Source organism: Burkholderia sp. HI2761 (assembly GCF_002223355.1).
Classification (GTDB): Bacteria; Pseudomonadota; Gammaproteobacteria; order Burkholderiales; family Burkholderiaceae; genus Burkholderia.
Window position 1 is genome coordinate 779,085 of record NZ_NKFN01000007.1, and the last position, 18,264, is coordinate 797,348.

Annotated in this window: 15 protein-coding genes and 1 pseudogene; 6 read left to right on the forward strand and 10 right to left on the reverse strand. The window is 66.6% G+C overall.

What is annotated here, in order from left to right; genetic code table 11:
* The first annotated feature begins 74 nt into the window (after positions 1 to 74).
* Positions 75 to 1,438 (forward strand): IS3-like element ISBmu5 family transposase gene (locus CFB46_RS21035; RefSeq protein WP_089502286.1). Its coding sequence is split into 2 segments (ribosomal slippage): positions 75 to 537 and positions 537 to 1,438, totalling 1,365 coding nucleotides; the frame shifts between segments, so codons are not numbered across the junction.
* A 152-nt stretch (positions 1,439 to 1,590) separates the two neighbouring features.
* Here the strand turns inward: CFB46_RS21035 and CFB46_RS21040 are convergent.
* From CFB46_RS21040 to CFB46_RS21065, 6 genes are all read right to left on the reverse strand, one after another.
* Positions 1,591 to 2,178, reverse strand: coding sequence for a class I SAM-dependent methyltransferase (locus tag CFB46_RS21040; protein ID WP_089501134.1), 588 nt, complete (start codon positions 2,176 to 2,178; stop codon positions 1,591 to 1,593).
* Positions 2,179 to 2,281: 103 nt separating this feature from the next.
* A complete protein-coding gene (locus CFB46_RS21045) occupies positions 2,282 to 3,949 on the reverse strand; it encodes a GMC family oxidoreductase (protein ID WP_089501135.1) in 1,668 nt (555 codons plus the stop codon).
* Between the two features lie 16 nt (positions 3,950 to 3,965).
* Positions 3,966 to 5,183 (reverse strand): mandelate racemase/muconate lactonizing enzyme family protein, encoded by a 1,218-nt coding sequence (locus CFB46_RS21050; RefSeq protein ID WP_089501136.1) that lies wholly within the window; start codon positions 5,181 to 5,183, stop codon positions 3,966 to 3,968.
* Entirely contained in the window at positions 5,180 to 6,502 is a 1,323-nt protein-coding gene (locus tag CFB46_RS21055; RefSeq protein WP_227789695.1) for an MFS transporter, read from the reverse strand. The genes CFB46_RS21050 and CFB46_RS21055 overlap by 4 nt, the downstream gene beginning before the upstream one ends.
* A gap of 133 nt (positions 6,503 to 6,635) precedes the next feature.
* Positions 6,636 to 8,060 carry an aldehyde dehydrogenase gene (gene aldA / locus CFB46_RS21060; protein WP_089501138.1) on the reverse strand — a complete coding sequence of 475 codons (1,425 nt, stop codon included), beginning with the start codon at positions 8,058 to 8,060 and terminating at the stop codon, positions 6,636 to 6,638.
* Positions 8,061 to 8,420: 360 nt separating this feature from the next.
* Complete coding sequence (locus CFB46_RS21065; RefSeq protein WP_027782159.1) at positions 8,421 to 9,359, reverse strand: LysR substrate-binding domain-containing protein; 939 nt, start codon at positions 9,357 to 9,359, stop codon at positions 8,421 to 8,423.
* A gap of 220 nt (positions 9,360 to 9,579) precedes the next feature.
* Here CFB46_RS21065 and CFB46_RS21070 point away from each other — a divergent pair, with 220 nt between their 5' ends.
* From CFB46_RS21070 to CFB46_RS21080, 3 genes are all read left to right on the forward strand, one after another.
* Positions 9,580 to 10,455, forward strand: a complete 876-nt coding sequence (locus CFB46_RS21070) for a LysR family transcriptional regulator (protein ID WP_027782160.1) — start codon at positions 9,580 to 9,582, stop codon at positions 10,453 to 10,455.
* A gap of 274 nt (positions 10,456 to 10,729) precedes the next feature.
* Positions 10,730 to 10,987 (forward strand): type II toxin-antitoxin system ParD family antitoxin, encoded by a 258-nt coding sequence (locus CFB46_RS21075; RefSeq protein ID WP_027782163.1) that lies wholly within the window; start codon positions 10,730 to 10,732, stop codon positions 10,985 to 10,987.
* The gene (locus tag CFB46_RS21080) at positions 10,984 to 11,283 is read left to right on the forward strand and encodes a type II toxin-antitoxin system RelE/ParE family toxin (protein ID WP_089501139.1); all 300 of its coding nucleotides are present in this window, start codon (positions 10,984 to 10,986) and stop codon (positions 11,281 to 11,283) included. The genes CFB46_RS21075 and CFB46_RS21080 overlap by 4 nt, the downstream gene beginning before the upstream one ends.
* A 130-nt stretch (positions 11,284 to 11,413) precedes the next feature.
* Here the strand turns inward: CFB46_RS21080 and CFB46_RS21085 are convergent, their stop codons facing one another.
* From CFB46_RS21085 to fae, 4 genes and pseudogenes are all read right to left on the reverse strand, one after another.
* A complete protein-coding gene (locus tag CFB46_RS21085; protein WP_227789703.1) occupies positions 11,414 to 12,748 on the reverse strand; it encodes an MFS transporter in 1,335 nt (444 codons plus the stop codon).
* A gap of 153 nt (positions 12,749 to 12,901) precedes the next feature.
* Positions 12,902 to 14,352: pseudogene (locus CFB46_RS21090) on the reverse strand (NAD-dependent succinate-semialdehyde dehydrogenase).
* A gap of 22 nt (positions 14,353 to 14,374) precedes the next feature.
* A complete protein-coding gene (locus CFB46_RS21095; protein WP_089501141.1) occupies positions 14,375 to 15,397 on the reverse strand; it encodes an aldo/keto reductase in 1,023 nt (340 codons plus the stop codon).
* Positions 15,398 to 15,446: 49 nt separating this feature from the next.
* A complete protein-coding gene (gene fae, locus CFB46_RS21100) occupies positions 15,447 to 15,971 on the reverse strand; it encodes a formaldehyde-activating enzyme (RefSeq protein ID WP_027782168.1) in 525 nt (174 codons plus the stop codon).
* Positions 15,972 to 16,297: 326 nt separating this feature from the next.
* Between fae and CFB46_RS21105 the strand changes: the two genes are divergently transcribed.
* Together CFB46_RS21105 and CFB46_RS21110 are read left to right on the forward strand one after the other, a co-directional pair.
* Positions 16,298 to 17,311, forward strand: a complete 1,014-nt coding sequence (locus CFB46_RS21105) for a LysR family transcriptional regulator (protein ID WP_227789696.1) — start codon at positions 16,298 to 16,300, stop codon at positions 17,309 to 17,311.
* Between the two features lie 376 nt (positions 17,312 to 17,687).
* Positions 17,688 to 18,254: a hypothetical protein gene (locus CFB46_RS21110; protein ID WP_089501142.1), complete on the forward strand. Its 567-nt coding sequence runs from the start codon at positions 17,688 to 17,690 to the stop codon at positions 18,252 to 18,254.
* Positions 18,255 to 18,264: the final 10 nt, after the last annotated feature.

Here is an 18,264-nt window from a genome sequence, read left to right on the forward strand (position 1 = left end):
AATGAAAAACGGCGCATCGCGGAGTGAACTGCACCCCAAAAGTTGGACTAGATCCAACCTTTGGGGTGTTTTTCATGACGAAGTACGACGAACGTTTCCGACGTCGGGTGGTTCAGGCATACCTGGCTGGAGAGGCTGGGACCAAGGCACTTGCGCATCGTTACGGCGTGGGTAGCACGATGGTCCGACGTTGGGTGGCGAGCTATCGCGAGCATGGCGAAGACGGACTGAGCAAGAAGCACAGCCACTACGACGCGCGATTCAAGCTATCGGTGCTCCAACGGATGTGGCGCGATGAGTTGTCATATGCCCGAGTGGCGGTGATATTCGGCATTCGCAATGAACGGAGCATCCCGGTTTGGGAGCGCCTGTATCATGAGGGCGGTATAGAAGCCTTGATGCCTCGTCGCCGAGGACGTCCCCCGAAGATGACCACCTTGCCGCCACCGAAGCCTACCGATGATGCCGCGCAGAAAGAGCCGAGCCGCGAGGAACTGCTCAAGGAAATCGTGTATTTGCGCGCGGAGGTGGCATACCTAAAAAAGCTCGATGCGCTGCTGCAATCAAAGAAGCAGACAGCGCCCAGGAAAAAACGCAAATAATACGTGAGCTTAGGCAATGCCATCCGGTAGCCGCGTTACTGAAGGCGGCAGGTCTGGCACGCAGCACGTTCTATTACCAACTCAAGGTATTGGATGCTGGCGATCGGTATGCGGATCTCAAAGTGAAGATCCGGAGCGTGTACGACCACCACAAGGGCCGTTACGGCTATCGGCGAATCACGACAGTGATCCGGCAAGCGGGACACGCGATCAATCACAAGACCGTGCAGCGGTTGATGGGACAACTGCAGTTGAAATCTCTGGTACGCCCGAAGAGATATCGTTCCTGGCGAGGCGAAGTCGGCCGCGTTGCCCCAAATCTACTGCGGCGGCAGTTTGATGCTGAACGCCCGAATCAGAAGTGGGTGACCGACGTGACCGAATTCAATGTAGGGGGCCAAAAGCTCTATCTGTCGCCGGTAATGGACTTGTACAACGGGGAGATCGTCGCTTACCAAATGGATGAGCGCCCGAGCTTCGAGTTGGTCAGCGGCATGTTGAAGAAGGCGGTGGCCAAGCTCGATGATGAAGGACGGCCGTTACTGCATTCGGATCAAGGCTGGCAGTATCAGATGCCCGCCTACCGTCGGTTGTTGAAGCAGCATGCGCTCACCCAGAGCATGTCGCGCAGAGGTAACTGCCTTGATAACGCAGCCATGGAGAGCTTCTTCGGCACGCTGAAATCCGAGTGCTATCGGCTGGCGCGCTTTACGAACGTGGAGCAGTTGCGAGATGCGTTGAGCCGCTACATTCACTACTACAACCACGAACGCATCAAGCTCAAATTAAACGGGCTGAGTCCCGTGCAATACAGGACTCAGCCCTCGGCCGCTTAGATTTTAACCGTCCAACTTCGTGGGGTCAGTTCACGGAGCGGTGCGCCGTTTTTTACAGGATTCCGCCGACGGGATTCGTGCGACGAGCAGGTGTTTCCGGTCAGTTGTCGACGCAGCGGACTCGCCGGCACGTGTCTTCACGCCACGCCCGCCTACTTGGTGCCCAGCACGCAGGCAAGCGGATGCGACGCCGTGCCGTTGCGCTGCACGGCGACCGACTCGAAATTCGCGTCGCTCATCAGCCGCGCGAGCTTGTCGGGCCGATGGGCATCGTAGGGGGCGCGGTCGATGTCGCGGACGGTGATCGCGACGATCCCGCCGCGCCGGATGACCCGGCGCAATTCGCCCAGGCCGCGTTCAGGCGCCGGCCAGAAGTAGATGCAGTTGATCGAGAACGCCTTGTCGAACGCGTCGTCAGGAAACGGCAGCGCGTCGACGGAGCCGAGGCCGAGGTGCACGCGCCCTTGTTCGATGGGCACGCGGTTCAGGCGCTTCGCGGCGGCCAGCATGGTCAGCGAGTGATCGACGCCCGCCACGTGGCAGGACGGGGCCGCTTCGGTCGCGAGCCGGATCGCGTCGCCGGGGCCGAACCCGACTTCGAGTACCCGGTCGCTGTCGCCGATCGACAGCAGCGATAGGGTCCACACGTTGTCCAGCCGGTTGTGCCGGCGCATGATGCGGCCGGCGATGCGCCCGGCGAGGCCGCGCGGCCGGCCGGGTTGCCCGAGATGAGTCGCCATGATGTGCCCTCCTTTCCGGCCCGGGCGAGCAAGCGGCGTGCCGCCGGCATGGCCGATGCGGCAGCCGGGGAGAGCAGGGGCCGCGCGGGCCCCGTTCGCCGGATCAGTGCGCGACGGTTTCCGGTTCGCCTTCGCGCGCGCCGGCCATCTCGCCGCGCAGCGCGTCGGCCAGAATCAGGTCGGCCCCTTTCTCCGCGACCATCATCGTCGGCGCGTTGATGTTGCCCGACGTGATGTTCGGAAACACCGACGCATCGACGATCCGCAGCGCCTGCAGCCCGTGCACGCGCAGCGACGCATCGACGACGGATGTCGCCGCGTCGGGCCCCATCGCGCACGAGCCGCACAGGTGGTAGATCGAACCCGACTGCTCGCGGAAGTATTGCAGCATCGCTTCATCGGAATCGACTTGCGGGCCCGGCGAAATTTCCTCGACGGTCATCGATTTCAACGCCGGCGCGCGCATCAGCGCACGGATCACCTTGCTGCCCTGCACGGCTTCTTCGAGATCCTTCCGCGTGGTCAGCGCGTTGATGTGGATCTTCGCGGCATCCTCGGCGCGGTTCGACGCGATCTCGATCGTGCCGCGGCTCGTCGGCCGGCACGGGTTGAACGCGATCAGGAAGCCTGAATACGGCTCGGGCTTGATGCTCGCGCGGTCGCTCTTCGGGATCCGGTACGACAACGGGTTGAAGTAGAGCTGCAGGTTCGGTTCGTGCGCGTCGTCCGAGCCGCGGAAGAAACCGCCGGCCTGGTTCACGCTCATCGCGAGCGGGCCGCGCTTCGTCAGCAGGTAGCGCAGCCCGATCTTCATCTTGCCGAGCAGCGTGCCCATCTCGTCGTTCAGCGTCGGCCGGTTCGCCTTGAAGTAGAAGCTCACGCACAGGTGATCCTGCAGGTTGCGGCCGACGGCCGGCAATGCGTGCACGAGCGGCACGCGATGCCGCGCGAGCAACGCCGGATCGCCGACGCCCGACAGTTGCAGCAGCTTCGGCGTATCGACCGCGCCGGCGGCGAGAATCACCTCGCGCGCGGCGACGATCGTTTCGTCGCCGTGCTCTCCCGCGACGACCACGCCGGTCGCACGCGTGCCGTCGAACGTTACGCGCTGCACGAGGACGCCCGAGCGCAGCGTGAGGTTCGGACGACCCAGCGCGGGCCGCAGGTACGCGAAGCTGCTCGAACAGCGCTCGCCGTGCTTCGTGTTCAGGTCGTAGATGCCCGCGCCTTCGAACTGCGCGCCGTTGAAATCGTCGGTACGCGGCAGGTTCAGCTGCCCGCAGCCCTTCAGGAACTCGTGGACGATCGGATGCACGTCGGCCTTCATCGACGTGATGTGGATCGGCCCCGTCGCGCCGTGATGCTGCGGATCGGTCGTGCCCGCCGCGTGGGTTTCGAGCTTGCGGAAGTACGGCAGCACGTCGTCGTATGCCCAGCCCGGATTGCCGGCCTTCGCCCAGTCGTCGTAGTCGCCGCGCTGGCCGCGCACGTAGACCATCGCATTGATCGAGCCCGATCCGCCGACCACCTTGCCGCGCGGGCAGTACAGCTTGCGCCCGGCGAGCTGCGCTTCGGGCTCGCTGTAGTACATCCAGTTGTAGCGGCGGTTGTAGTAGGTCTTCGTGAAGCCGACCGGTACCTTGAACCAGAACGACGCGTCGCGCTCGCCCGCTTCGAGCAGCAGCACCGAGTGCCGGCCCGATGCGCTCAGGCGATTCGCAAGGATGCAGCCGGCCGAGCCCGCGCCGACGATGATGTAGTCGTAGGTCATCTCGCTTCCTTTGCGCTCAGCCCTTCGCGGGGGCAAGGTCCTTCACGTCGACGGGCTGCTCCCCCATCTGCAGGTGCAGTCGCTCGCCCGTGTACGGTGTGTGGCGCTTCACGACGTCCATGTTCAGTTCGATCCCGAGGCCCGGCTCGTTCGACGGAACGATGTAGCCGTCTTCCCAGCGGATCGGCGTCTTCACGACTTCCGAATGGAAACCGCCCCACGTCATGATGCTTTCCTGGATCAGGAAGTTCGGCGTGCAGGTCGCGAGCTGGATGCTCGCGGCCGCCCCCACCGGCCCGTTGTACAGGTGCGGCGCGATCTGCGCGTAGTGCACTTCGGCGAGCGTCGCGATCTTCTTCGCTTCGAGCAGGCCGCCCACGCGCGCGACGTTCAGTTGCAGGATCGATGCGCCGCCCACCTGCAGCAACTTGTGGAATTCGTACTTGGTCGTCAGACGCTCGCCGGTCGCGATCGGAATCGACGTGTGCTTCGCGACTTCGGCGATCGCTTCTTCCTGCCCGGGCGGCACAGGCTCCTCGAACCACAGCGGGTCGTACTTTTCGAGCCGCTTCGCGAGCCGGATCGCCGACGACGGCACCATCTGCCCGTGCGTGCCGAACAGCAGGTCGGCCTTGCTGCCGACTGCTTCGCGTACGCGCCGGCAGAACAGTTCGCAGCGGTCGAGGACTTCGAGCGACAACTGGTGGCCGGAATAGGCGGTGTACGGGCCGGCCGGGTCGAACTTGACGGCCGTGAAGCCGAGCTTCACGTTCTCGGCCGCGCATTCGGCGGCGAGATCGGGATCGTCGTAGTCGTATTCGCCGTGCGCGTTCTTCGGATACAGATACGTGTACGAGCGCAGCCGTTCGTGGATTTTCCCGCCGAGCAGTTCGTACACGGGCTTGCCGGCCGCCTTGCCGATGATGTCCCAGCACGCCATTTCGAGGCCGCTGACCACGCCCATCATCGTCAGGTCCGGCCGCTGCGTGAAGCCGCTCGAATACGCCTGGCGGAACAGCCGCTCGACGTGGTGCGGGTCGTGGTTCAGCAGGTAGCGGTCGAACACGTCGTCGATGATCGGGCCCATCGCCTTCGGGTGGAACGTCGCCGAATAGATCTCGCCGACGCCTTCGATGCCGTCGTCGGTCTTCAGTTTCACGAAGATCCAGTACATCCCGCCGATGTGCGGCGGCGGCACGGCGACGATATGGGTTTCGAGCGAAACGATCTTCATGCGGACTCCTGGATGCGGTTGAGGCGGGTTTTGAGGAACGCGGCGGCGCCCGCTCCGCAGAGCGCCACGGCCGCGATATAGCCGAAATAGAGCTGGTAGCCGTGCGCGCCCGGCCAGGTCTGCGTCACGTAGCCGTTGATCAGCGGCACGAACACGTCGGGCGAATAGCCGAGCACCGAGATCAGGCCGATCGCGAGGCCCGCGCAATGCGTCGGCACCTTGCAGTCGTCGAGCAGCGACCAGTACAGGCCGCGGATCGCGTACGTGAGGATGCCGATGAACAGCACGAGCACGACGAGCATCGCCTGCGGGCTGTGCGCGGGCGCCGCGATCAGCCCGACCAGCGACAGCGCGGCGAGCACGAGCGCCCAGAACAGCACGGACACTTTCGACACGCGGTCGCCGAGGAAGCCGCCGCCGATGCCGCCGACGGGGCGCATCCACAGCTTGAGCGTCGTGATGAAGCCGGCCGCCGTCGCGCTGAGCCCGAAATTGCCTTCGTGCAGGTACGCCGAGAAGCTGTAGGTCGCCCAGAACACCTGATAGCCGCAGAACACGATCGCGGCGACGAGCCACAGCTCGGGGATCGCCGCGAGCGTTTTCAGGTCGCTCAGAACGTTGCCCTTGGCGCGCTTGGTGGCGGCCGTGCGGTCGTCTGCGCGCGACGGATCCTTCACCAGCGCGAGCACCACGCCGAGCGCGATGCAGCAGAACGCGTACAGGTGCACCACGAGCTTGAAGCCGGCCGCGTCGGTGCCGCCGTGCGTTTGCGTCACGTACGCGAACAGCGTGATCGCGATCGTCGCGAGCAGCGCCTCGACGAGGCCACGGCCGCCGTCGAGCAGGCCGAAGAAGCGGCCCTGTTCGTCGCGGCCCGCGATCATGTTCACGCGCTTGATCACGGCCGCCCAGAACGTGAGGCCGGTGGTCAGCCCCCAGCCGGCGAAGATCAGCACGAGCGTGTTGAACGACGGCCCGGTCGCGTAGATCAGCCCCAGCGCGCCCGTCGCGAGCAGCGAGAAGCAGATCAGCCAGCGCGGCGACAGGCGGTCGGCGAGCCAGCCGCTCGGCAGGTAGCTGACGAGAAAGATCGTGCCGAGCGACGAGTACAGGTAGCCGAGCTGCACGTCGTCGATCCGGAAGAACTGCAGCATCGTCGGCTGGTACACCTGCCGCAGATACAGCATCGGATAGATCGCGCCCGCGGCAATCACGAGCAGCAGCAGTTGCAGGTAGCGTTGCGAGCGCGAATGCGGCGACGCGTGGGCGTCGTCGTGCAACGCGAGCGACGCGGCGGGTGTCGACGGTTGGGTCGGCATGATGTCTTCCTCCATCAGACTTCCGTGGTTCGGAAGTCTGCAGATTTGTTTTGTGTTTGATCGGATCAGGGGCGGCGCGCGCGGCGTGGTGTCGGGGTGCGCGCGCCGGAAACGGTGCGTCGGCCTTGCTGTGTCAGTACTTCATGACGACGAGGCGCGTCTGCGTGAATTCGAGCATTCCGTGCTTGCCGTCGTCGCCGCCGAGGCCGGAGCGCTTCCAGCCGGCATGGAAGCCCTGATACGGATCGGCCGGCGTGCGGTTGACGTACAGTTCGCCCGCCTCGATCGCGTTCGCGACGGTCATCGCGGTGCGGTAGCGCTCGGTGTAGAGCACCGACGACAGCCCGAACTGGTGATCGTTCGCGAGCGCGATCGCTTCGTCGATCGTCGTGTAGCGCAGCACCGGCATGATCGGGCCGAAGGTTTCCTCCTGCACGATCTCCATGTCCTGGCGGCAATTCGTCAGCAGCGTGGCCGGGTAGAAGAAACCGGGCCCGTCGGGAATCGTGCCGCCGGTTTCGAGCGTCGCACCTGCCGCGACCGCGCGTTCGACCATCCCGTGGATGTGCGCGCGCGCCGCCGCACTGACGAGCGGGCCCATCCGCGTGGCGTCTTCCGCGCGGTCGCCGCTGCGCACGGCAGCCATCTTGTCCTTCAGCAACGCGACGAAACGGTCGTGCACGCTGTCGTGCACGTACACGCGTTCGATCGCCGTGCACAGCTGGCCGCAATGCGTCGTCTTCGATGCGACGAGCGCGGCGGCCGCGCGTTCGAGATCGGCGTCGGGCTCGATGATCGCGGGCGTCTTGCCGCCGAGTTCGAGCGACGGCTTCGCGATGTTCGCCTTGCAGTAGTCGAGCACCTTGCGGCCCGCGTTCACGCTGCCGGTCAGCGTGATCATCCCGACCGCCGGATGCGTGCACAGCGCTTCGGCCGTCGCATGGTCCATCGTCAGGATGTTGACGACGCCCGGCGGGAAGCCCGCCTCGTCGACGGCCTTCGCGATCTCGAACGCCGACACCGGCGTGTGGTTGCTCGGCCGCACGACCACGGTGTTGCCGGCGATCAGCGCGGGCGCGACCTTGCGCAGCAGCGTGTACACGGGGTAGTTGAACGGAATCAGGCATGCGACGACGCCGATCGGCTCGCGCTGCAGGAACAGGTTCTCGTCGGGCGTGTCGCTCGGAATGATCTCGCCCTCGATCCGGCGCGCCCACTCGGCGTGGTAACGCGTGATCTGTCCGGCGTAGACGGCTTCGTTCGATGCGTCCTCCGCGCTCTTTCCGGATTCCTGCGCGAGCGCCGCGCCGATCTCGGGCGCGCGTGCGGTCAGCGCGTCGGCGAAGCGGTGCAGGTACGCGGCGCGCTCGGCGCTCGGCAGCGTGCGCCACGCCTTTTGCGCGGCCGCCGCGGCATCGACGGCAGCGAGCGCGTCGGCCGGCGTCGCGGCCGGCACGCGCGCGAACGGCGCTTCGGTGGCGGGGTTGTGGACGACGATGAACGTGTCGCTTTCAGGGGCGACGAAACGGCCGTTCACGTAGTTGCGTTCGGTGCGCATGAAGTGACTCCTCCGATGGATGCTGGCGCATCGCTTCGGATGGCGACACGCGTGGCACGGGACGGAGTCATTCTGTTCATGCGTTTAACGCACGACAAACGACTTATTTTTGCATCGGCCATGAGAAAAACGCACGTTACTCGGTGGATCGGCCGGAATCGCCCGTCGGGCAAGGCGATGACGGCTGGCGGCGCGCGTGGCGCAGGCGCGGGCCTTCGGGTATTTTCCGACGGGTCCGAGTGCGGACGGGCGCGGGAGCGGGTAAGGTGTCGCCCGCGGACGGCGGACGGCGGAGGGCGGAGGGCAGACGGCAGACGGCAGACGGCAGACGGCAGACAGCGGGCCGAGCCAGGGCAGGTCTCAGGCCAGCGGCACTTGCGGCAGCGGCGACGACGGTTCGAGGTGGCGTTTCGCGAGCCACACTTCCTGCTGCAGCCAGTCGCGGAACTGCACGATGTGCGGCAGGTTCGTCTGTTCGGGTCGCGTGACGAACCAGTACGACTGGTGGCCGTCGACGTGTACGTTGAGCACCTGCATCAACTGCCCGGCCGCGAGTTCGCGCGCGACCATGTGGCGGTCGGCGATGGTGATCCCGAGGCCGTCGATCGCCGCGCGGATCGCATGGTCGAGCAGGTCGAATTCGTAGCCGCCGCGCGTGTCGACGTCGGCGATGCCGGCGGCCTTCAGCCAGTGCTGCCAGGTCAGGTAGCGCTGGTCGTCGGTGGCGAGCACGTGCAGCAGCGTGAAGCGGTTCAGATCGATCGGCGCGCCGTCCTGCCGCAGCCGCGCATACAGCGCGGGCGCACAGACGGCAATATGCTGCTCCTGCATCAGCAGTGCGTTGTCGAAGCCGTCCCATTCGCCGTCGCCGAACCGGATCGCGCAGTCGAGCACGCGGGATTCGCCGAGGCTGTCGTGGATGCGCGTCGTGAGGCTCAGTTCGAATTCGGGATGCGCATCGCGCAGCCTGCCGAGGCGCGGCATCAGCCAGCGCGCGGCGAAGGTGGGCGGCACGTTCGCGCGCAGGCGGTTCAGGTGGGTTTTTTCCTGCAGGCTGCGCACGGTCAACTCGATCTTGTCGAACGATTGCTGCAGCGCGCGCAGCAGCACGCGGCCGGCCGCCGTCAGTTCGAGCTGGTGATGGCGGCGCTCGAGCAGGGTTTCGCCGAGCTGGCCTTCGAGCTGGCGGACCTGCCGGCTCACCGCGCTCTGCGTCACGTTGAGCAGTTCGGCCGCGCGTGTGAAGCTGCCGGTGCGGCCGGCCATCTCGAAGGCTTTCAGCGCATTCAGCGCCGGCATCTTGCGTCTCACGGGACAGTGTCGTGTTTGGTGCGGGATGCTTATTGTAGGCGGGAGGCCGGCACGGCGGGGCGATGAATGACGGGGTGGACGGCGCCGCGCCTCGGGGTTTTCACGGCATGACGGGCGGCGCGCTTTTCTGCGATAAAGCTGCCCGCGGAATGGCCGGCGGCGCCGGCCGGCAACCATACGAACGATACGAACGAAGGGGACACACATCATGCGACGCCTGCCATCGTTGATCGCGCTGCGATTTTTCGAGGAGACCGCGCGTCACCTGAGCTTCAATCGCGCGGCGGTGTCGCTGTGCGTGACGCAAGGCGCGGTGAGCCGGCAGATCCGGCTGCTCGAGGAAGCGCTCGGCGCACGCCTGTTCGAGCGCGATCACAAGGGCGTGCGCCTGACCGATGCCGGCCAGCGGTTGCTGCCGTTCATCGGGCAGGCGTTCGACACGATCGAGCGCGGCGTCGGCGAAATCGCCGCCGCGCGGCCAGGCGCGAAGCGGCGCCTGACGATATCGCTGCCGCCGACGTTCGCCACGCAGTGGTTTTCGCCGCGGCTCGGCACGCTCGCGGAGGCGCTGCCCGACGTCGAGCTATCGATCCGGACCGAGCCGGCCGACGATTGTCATTGCCACATCCGCTTCGGGCGCGCGGCACGCACCGGGATGCAATCGGAGCTGCTGATGATGGAGCGGCACGCGCTGGTTGGCGCGCCGCGCTATCGCGGCGACGCGCTCGACGTGCTGCTCGGCCGGCTGCCGTCGCTGCACGTGCTGCACGAAGGCAAGCGCCTGGCGCTGTGGGCCGACTGGTGCGAACAGGCGGGCGTGCCGGTCGAGCGGATCGGCGACGGCATCGAGTTTTCCACGCTCGAACAGGCGATTCGCGCGGCGCGCAAGGGCGCGGGGCTCGCGGTGGTCGACCTGAACATGATCGAGGAAGAGATCGGCGAGGGCAGCCTCGTGCGGCTGTCGCCAGTACAGCCGATCGGGCCGTTCGGTTATTGGCTCGACGTCGAGCCGGAGAGCGTCGCGGTCGAGCATGTGGTCGCGTTCGCCGCGTGGTTGCGGGGGCAGGTGGTGAGGCGGGGGTAGGGGACTCCGACGCGGGCTGGCTACCGCTATTCCGTCAGGCCAGGTTGTGGCGTGACGGTCTCGTCGAGCATGATCGGCGTTCGGAGAGCGAGATCGGGAGGGGCGTACGCGCAGCGCCGTTGCGTATCCTGCAAACATACCCGATACGCGTACCGCACCGTCCGCCCGGTCGATGAGCGACGTCGAACCCGTCAGTCAGGAGTTCCGTTCTTGATAATAGTTGATAATCCGGCTAACCTGCCTGCATCGGAATTCATGCCGTCTGGAGGGCAACATGATCAGTGCCGACCTTGGCCCGCAACTGGAAAGCTACGTCGCGAAGCTGGTCGATTCCGGCCGTTACGGATCCAAAAGCGAAGTGCTTCGGGAAGGGGTGCGCTTGATTCAGGACCGCGAAGCGCAACTGACCGCACTCGATGCCGTGATCGCGCGCAGCCTTGCCGATGCGGACGCGGGACGCGGAGCAGACTTGGCGGACGTGTTCGATCGTCTGGAAGCGAAGTATCGGGCGCAGGCGGATCGTCAGGCGTGATCGTGCGCCTGTCCGGTTTTGCGATAACCGAACTCGAGCTGATCGCCGATTACATCGCACGCGACAATCCGCAACGTGCGATCACGTTCGTGCGGGAACTTCGCGAAAAATGCCTGAGCCTCGTCGAGATGCCGTTCGCGTTCCCGCTGGTGCCGCGCTTCGAAGCTCACGGTGTGCGGCATCGCGGATACGGCAATTTTCAGATTTTCTATCGGGTCAAAGGCGATCCCCCCGTGCAGATCGACGTGCTTCACGTGCTGCACGGCGCGCGGGACTACACAAGCATTCTGTTCTAGGCCGAGCGGCGGGTTCCAGCTTTTTCGTCAGTGGCAAGGTACGCGTTACAAACGAAGGAACCCGGCCATGGCCGGGTTCCTTCGTTGCGAGCGCGATGCCGTACCTCCTGCCGTCGGCACCGCGCTCGCCTCAATGCCCCGCCGCTTCCTCCAGCGTCAGATGCTTCGTCTCCGGCGCCCACGCGATCGACACGATCATCCCCGCCAGCAGTACGCCCGCCAGCGCGAACATCGTCGCGTGAAACCCGAGCGTCGCGATACCGACCGGCAGCAGGAACGTGCCGATCGCCGAGCCGAGCCGGCTGCACGCGATCGCCAGCCCGACCCCGCTTGCGCGCACTTCGGTCGGAAAGCACTCGGGCGGAAACACGCCGACGAGATTGCTGAACGCCGACATCGTCAGCGTGAAGATCGCGAACGCGACGATCATCGCGACGGCCGCCGACGACGGCAGCACCGCCAGCGCGACGAGCGACGCGCACGTCACAGCGAACGAGCCGATCAGGAAGCCGCGCCGCGACAGCCGGATCGTCAGCCAGATGCCGATCAGCGCGCCGAGCACGAGGAAGCCGTTCAGCAGCAGGTCGGCGCCGAAGCCTTCTGCGAGGCCGATCGTCTTCAGGATCGTCGGCAGGAACGTATAGATCGCGAAGTACGGAATCACGAGACACACGAAGAACGCGCAATTGAAGATCGTCCGGCGGATCAGGTCGCGCTGGAACAAGCGCGCAAAGCCCGTATTTGCATGCGGTTCGGCCGAACCGTCGAGCATCACATGCGGCCCGAAATGCTTCGCGACGATCGCGCGTGCCTCCTGCACGCGGCCCTTGCCGAGTAGCCAGCGCGGCGACTCGGGCGTGCCGATCCGCAGCACCAGCACGATCAGCGCAGGCAGCGCGGCCGACGCGAGCAGCCAGCGCCATGCATCGGGCGCGGCGTCGCTGTACGCGAGGCCGAGCACGTTCGCGGCGACATAGCCGATCGTCCAGATCACGCTGAACGAGCCGAGCAACGCGCCGCGATGCTTGCGCGGCGAGAATTCGGCGAGGATCGCGTGGCCGACCGTGAAGTCGCCGCCCATCCCGAAGCCGATCAGCACGCGCAGCATGCACAGTTCGAGCGGCGAGCTCACGAAGAATTGCGCGAACGCGGCCGCCGTGATGATGACGAAGCTCGTCAGGAAGATCTTCTGCCGGCCCATGCGGTCGGACAGCCAGCCGAACACGAGGCTGCCGAAGAAGATGCCGATCAGCGCCGAGCTGCCGATCATCCCCATCCAGAACGCGTCGATCGGCATCTGCTTGCCGAGCGCGGCGAGCGCATAGCCGATCGTGCCGAGCGTGTAGCCCTCGGTGAAATGCGCGCCGAACGTCAGGCCGGCGATCTTCACGTGGAAACGGTTGAGCGGCACGTCGTCGAGCGCGACGGGGCGGCGCGGTGCGTCGGCGCCGCGCGACAGCGGCAACGCGCGCGCGGTGCCGGATTGAACGTTGGCTTGGGTCAAGCTGCCTCCGGAATTGTTATGCATGCGGCGCGCGGGCGTCGGACGACGCCGCGACAGCCGCGCGAGCGCCGCGCGGCCGGGCGGCGCACGGCGCGGATCGACCGCGGGGAGCGGTCAGCGGCCGAGGCCGGCCATCAGCGTGTACTTGAGCTCCACGTACTCGTCGAGGCCGTACTTCGAGCCTTCGCGCCCGAGCCCCGATTGCTTGACGCCGCCGAACGGCGCGACTTCGGTCGAGATGATCCCGTCGTTGACGCCGACCATCCCGCTTTCCAGTGCGCCGGACACACGCCATGCACGGCCGAGGTCGCGCGTGTAGAAATACGCGGACAGCCCGAACGGCGTGTCGTTCGCCGCGGCGATGGCTTCTTCTTCCGTCGTGAAGCGGAAGCAGCCGGCGACGGGGCCGAAGGTTTCCTCTTCGGCGATCAGCATGTCGGGCGTCATGCCGGTCAGCACGGTCGGTTCGTAGAAGGTGCCGCCGAGCGCATGACGCTTGCCGCCGGTCAACGCATGCGCACCCTTCGCGGTGGCGTCCGCCACGTGTCGCTCGACCTTGCCGAGCGCCGCTTCGTTGATCAGCGGGCCCTGGTCGACTTCTCCCGCGAGCGCGTTGCCGACCCGCAGCGTGCGCACGGCGTCCGCGAGCTTGCGCGTGAACGCCTCGTACACGCCGTCCTGCACGAGGAAGCGGTTCACGCACACGCAGGTCTGGCCGGTATTGCGGAACTTCGACGCGATCGCGCCGTCGACCGCCGCATCGAGATCGGCATCGTCGAACACGATGAACGGCGCGTTGCCGCCGAGTTCGAGCGACAGCTTCTTCAGCGTATCGGCCGACTGCTTCGCGAGCAGCTTGCCGACCCGCGTCGAGCCCGTGAACGACAGCTTGCGCACGACGGGCGAGCTCGTCAGCGTCTCGCCGATCGCGATCGCGTCGCCCGACACCACGTTGAACACGCCGGCCGGCACGCCCGCGCGCTCGGCGAGCACCGCGAGCGCGAACGCCGACAGCGGCGTTTCCTCGGACGGCTTGAGCACCATCGTGCAGCCGGCCGCGAGTGCCGGGCCGGCCTTGCGCGTGATCATCGCGAGCGGGAAATTCCACGGCGTGATCGCCGCGACGACGCCGACCGGCTCGCGCGTGACGACGATTTGCGCATTCGGCTTCGGGCTCGGGATCACGTCGCCGTACATGCGCTTCGCTTCTTCCGCGAACCATTCGAGAAAGCTGGCCGCGTAGGCCACTTCGCCGCGCGCCTCCGCGAGCGGCTTGCCCTGTTCGCGCGTCAGCAGCTCGGCGAGCGCGTCGCGGTGTTCGAGCATCAGCTCGCCCCAGCGCTTCACGCGGGCGCCGCGCTCCTTCGCGGTCAGCGCGCGCCATGCGGGAAGTGCGTGGGCGGCCGCGTCGATCGCGCGCTGCGTGTCGTCGGCGCCGCCTTTCGCGACCTTCGCGATCGTCTCGCCGTCGCCGGGTTCAGCACCGGATAGGTCGCATCGCTCGCGCCATGCGATTCGTGCCATTCCCCGCCGATGTAATGGCCGGTCCTCAGAAATTCGTTCATCGTATGTCGTTCCTTCAGTGTTTCAGTCTGCCGCGAAGCTGCCCTGCGCCGGGCGCGACTCGCGCGCGATGCGCTTGCCGGCCGTGTAATCGTTGATCAGGTCGCACGGCGTGTAGTTGCGCTCCAGTTCGTGCAGTTCTTCCTCGGTGAGCCGTGTTTCGAGGGCGCCGAGCGCGCTGTCGAACTGCGCGACGGAATCCGCGCCGACCAGCATGCTCGCGACGCCGGGGCGGCTCAGCACCCACGCCTGCGCGATCTGCGCGGGCGGCACGCCGCGCCGCTTCGCGACCTTCGCGACCGACGCGGCGATCGCGAGCGACGACGCGTCGCCGTACATCTGCGCGGTGAAGAAGTCGGTCTGGTTGCGCGTCGATTGCGGCTCGCAGGTCAGCAGGCCGCGCGCAAGCGGGCTGAACACCGAGACGCCGACACCCTGGTCGATGCAGTACGGCACCATCTCGCGCTCTTCCTCGCGATACGCGAGATTGAGCTGCAGCTGCATGTTGACCGGCTTGTTCCAGCCGTTTCGTTCGCAGGCCTGCATGATCTTCGCGAACTGCCACGTGTACATCGTCGACACGCCGATGTAGCGCGCCTTGCCCGCGCGCACGATGTCGTGCAGCGTGCTCATCGTTTCCTCGACGGGCGTGTTCACGTCGAAGAAATGGAGCATGAAGATGTCGACGTAATCCATCCCGAGACGCTTGAGCGACCCGTCGATGCCGTCGAGCACGTGCTTGCGCGAATGGCCGCCCGCATTCGGATCGGTGCCCATGTCGTAGCCGACCTTGGTCGTCACGACGAGCTCCTCGCGGCGCGCGTTGCGCTTCAGGATGCGGCCGACCACTTCCTCGCCGACGCCCGTCGAATAGAAATCCGCGAGATCGATGAAGTTGACGCCGGCATCGAGCGCGCGGCGCACGATCGGCTCGCTCTGCGCTTCGTCGAAGATCCACGGCTTCCACTCGGGCGTGCCCATGTTCATCGTGCCGAGACAGAGGCGGGACACCTTCAGGCCGGACTGGCCGAGGCGGACGTATTCCATGCTTCCTCCTGATGCGGCCTGGCCGGCCGCGCGTTGTCGGTCAGTTCCGTCAGTTCTTTTTCGGCGTGTAGAACGGGTTCGACACGTCGCGTGCGGCGGCGAACACCGCGTCGCGATGCGGCAATCCTTCCATCGCCGCGACGATCGCGTTGCGGCACGCGCGGTAGTTGTTCTCGAACACGGCGTCGAGATCGTCGGTCTGCGGGTTCACCCAGTTCGCCGACACGACGACCCAGTCGTTCTCCGCTTCGGGCGGCAGCGTGCCGTTCTCGAGCGCTTCGGCCACGGCCTTCGCGATGCCGGCCTGCGACGCGCCCCACGTGGCATTGCCGTGGAAGTCGCCGGCGATCTGCGCCTTGTTCACGTACAGCGTGAGCGGCTTGGTCGGTATGCCCGGCTGCGCGATCACGACGAACGGCGCATGGCCGGCCGACGGCGTCGCGAGCGCGGTCGCGAACGCCTGGCCCGCCGGGCCGTTGCGCGGGCCGACCAGCACGTTGATGTGCGCGAGGTTGACGCCGGGGCCTTCGAAGCCTTCGCCGATGTAAAGCTGCCTGGGTTGGGATGCGGTCATTGCAATGTCTCGTCGATGAGGTTGGGTGTGAGGCGATTGTGGTGGGCCGCGATGCGGCCGGTGAATCGATGTTTCCTGATCGAGGTATGAGTTTTCGTCGTCTCCGGGAAAGCCCCGAGCCCGGCGCGCGGCCGCCCGCCGAGCGGCCCGCGGCGGCCGTCTCGACGAGCGGCGGCGTGCGGGCGGCGAAGGGGCGTTCGCGTACCGGCTCCGGGTTTGTCATACCCGGCCAGGGGTTGGAGGGCCGCGTGCATCCGGACAACAATCGGCGTACTCCGAGCCCTATCTTTCGTGTTCCCTTCCATTTTCGAAAGCGAGTAATTCCGATGGCTGCCATTGAGAAATCTGGCGCGCTGCGCCAGTCCCCGCAGGTGGAGCCCGCGCTTCTGGGGACCTCGTCCAGGACGGAGAGCCCGGGGCGGCCCGGCGTTTTCTCGAAGCCCGACTGGTCGAAACTGACGTCGCTCGACCCGGAGCTGATCCGCGCGTTCGTCGCGGTCGTCGAAAGCGGCGGCTTCACCGCGGCGGCCCGGCAGCTGCATCGCACGCAGTCGACGATCAGCCTGCGCATCCGCACGCTGGAGGAGCGGCTCGACACGCACCTGTTCATGCGAAACAGCCGGCGGCTCGAACTGTCGCGCGACGGCGAGAATTTCCTGATCCACGCGCGGCGGATCATCCAGGTGCAGAACGACGCGATCCGCGCGCTGAAGCAGGCGAGCAGCGATCGCGGCATCGTGCGTTTCGGGCTGCCTGAGGACTACGCGGAGCTGTGGCTGCCCGACCTGCTGAAGTCGTTCTATGCGTTGCGGCCGGGCGCACGCCTGCACGTGCATTGCCGCACGTCGCTCGAACTGATCGAGCGGCTGCACGCCGGCGAGCTCGACGTCGCGCTCGTCGTGCGGCACGGACCGAACGCGGGTGGGCGGCTGCTCGGCCGTCACGACGTCGTGTGGGCCGCTCATCGCGATTTCGCGCTCGACCCGGATGCGTCGGTGCCGCTCGCGCTGTTTCCCGAGACGTGCTGCTACCGGCAACGCGGGCTGCAGGCGCTCGCGACGGCCGAGCGGCCGTATCACGTCGTCTATACGAGCCAGAGCCCGACGGGTATCAAGATCGCGGTGAACCACGGCGCGGCCGTGACGATGATCGATCGCTGCACCCTGCCCGAGAACTGGCGTGTGCTCGACGAGGCGGACGGGCTGCCGCCGCTGCCGGCGGCCGATCTCGAACTGCATCGCTCGCCCGGCATCTGCGATCCGCTGACCGACGATCTCGTCTCGCTGATCGAATCGATGGTCGACGAGCGGCGGCGCGCGTCGCTCGCGGCGTTCGCGTAACGCGGCGCCCGCGGCGCAGGCGACGCCGCCAGCATGGCGTGCGGGGCACGATCCCGCCGCGCATGCCGTTTTTTGCACGGCTGCCCCGTTTTTTTGCACGGCGTTGATACGGTTTCTTCCAAGCTGGGGACGTGTCGAGCAGCCGGAACGGTTTCCGTCCGCGCCATGACCTTCATTCATACCTTTCCCGCTTCGAGGTCGCCGGTCGCCGGTGCGTGCCGGCTGCGGGTCGCGATCGGCGCCCGCCAAGCCGGGAACGGCGATTGCTCGGCTAATCCGCCGCCGAGTCGCCGGCCGCCGTGCTGTCCGGCGGCCATCGACGGTGGCCGTTTGTGCGCTGCGTCGAACGCGGCGCTACCCTGAACAGGGAGGGCCCATGTACCTTACGGAAGAAGTGCGTATCGCGCGCCCGGCTGCCCGTCGCGCGCACGCCGCGGCGTTGCCGTCGGGCGGGCAGCTTGCCCGGCAGTTGACGGTGACGGTTCGCGCGGCGGACGTGCTGCTGCGCCAGGCGATTCGCGTGCCCGATCGCCATCAATGGTCGGTCGACGCCGAGCGCGTCGATGCGGCCGGCGGGCCACTCGCCGCGTGGGATTCCCACGTGACGTTCCGCATCGTCAAAGTATTCGCGCCGGCGTTCGATGCGCACGCGTGCGCGGCCGACCCCGATCAAGTGGCGGTCGAAATCAGATTGTTTCTGCCCGAACAGGCTTACGTCGCCGAGCGGCGCATCGGCATCTTCGGCCGACGGCACGGCCAACGATTCAGCGCGACGCTGTCGGTCACGGCAGGTTCGCAGTGGGGCGGCCGGCGCAGCGAACGCGTTCCGCCGGCAGGGCGGCACGTGCACGGCGACACGCTGGAAGCGCTCGTCGATACGGTGGCCGGCATCGTCAATGCGGCGTTGGGCACGGTCGGGCATGGCGCGAGCGGCCACGGATGACGCCGCGGCG

Excerpts from the sequence above, each read along its gene's own strand:
- CFB46_RS21040 (WP_089501134.1), bottom strand. The coding sequence starts at position 2,178 with ATGGCGACTCATCTCGGGCAACCCGGCCGGCCGCGCGGCCTCGCCGGG.
- CFB46_RS21055 (WP_227789695.1), bottom strand. The coding sequence starts at position 6,502 with ATGCCGACCCAACCGTCGACACCCGCCGCGTCGCTCGCGTTGCACGAC.
- CFB46_RS21045 (WP_089501135.1), bottom strand. The coding sequence starts at position 3,949 with ATGACCTACGACTACATCATCGTCGGCGCGGGCTCGGCCGGCTGCATC.
- CFB46_RS21105 (WP_227789696.1), top strand. The coding sequence starts at position 16,298 with ATGGCTGCCATTGAGAAATCTGGCGCGCTGCGCCAGTCCCCGCAGGTG.
- CFB46_RS21050 (WP_089501136.1), bottom strand. The coding sequence starts at position 5,183 with ATGAAGATCGTTTCGCTCGAAACCCATATCGTCGCCGTGCCGCCGCCG.
- fae (WP_027782168.1), bottom strand. The coding sequence starts at position 15,971 with ATGACCGCATCCCAACCCAGGCAGCTTTACATCGGCGAAGGCTTCGAA.
- CFB46_RS21070 (WP_027782160.1), top strand. The coding sequence starts at position 9,580 with ATGCGACGCCTGCCATCGTTGATCGCGCTGCGATTTTTCGAGGAGACC.
- CFB46_RS21095 (WP_089501141.1), bottom strand. The coding sequence starts at position 15,397 with ATGGAATACGTCCGCCTCGGCCAGTCCGGCCTGAAGGTGTCCCGCCTC.
- CFB46_RS21110 (WP_089501142.1), top strand. The coding sequence starts at position 17,688 with ATGTACCTTACGGAAGAAGTGCGTATCGCGCGCCCGGCTGCCCGTCGC.
- aldA (WP_089501138.1), bottom strand. The coding sequence starts at position 8,060 with ATGCGCACCGAACGCAACTACGTGAACGGCCGTTTCGTCGCCCCTGAA.
- CFB46_RS21065 (WP_027782159.1), bottom strand. The coding sequence starts at position 9,359 with ATGCCGGCGCTGAATGCGCTGAAAGCCTTCGAGATGGCCGGCCGCACC.
- CFB46_RS21075 (WP_027782163.1), top strand. The coding sequence starts at position 10,730 with ATGATCAGTGCCGACCTTGGCCCGCAACTGGAAAGCTACGTCGCGAAG.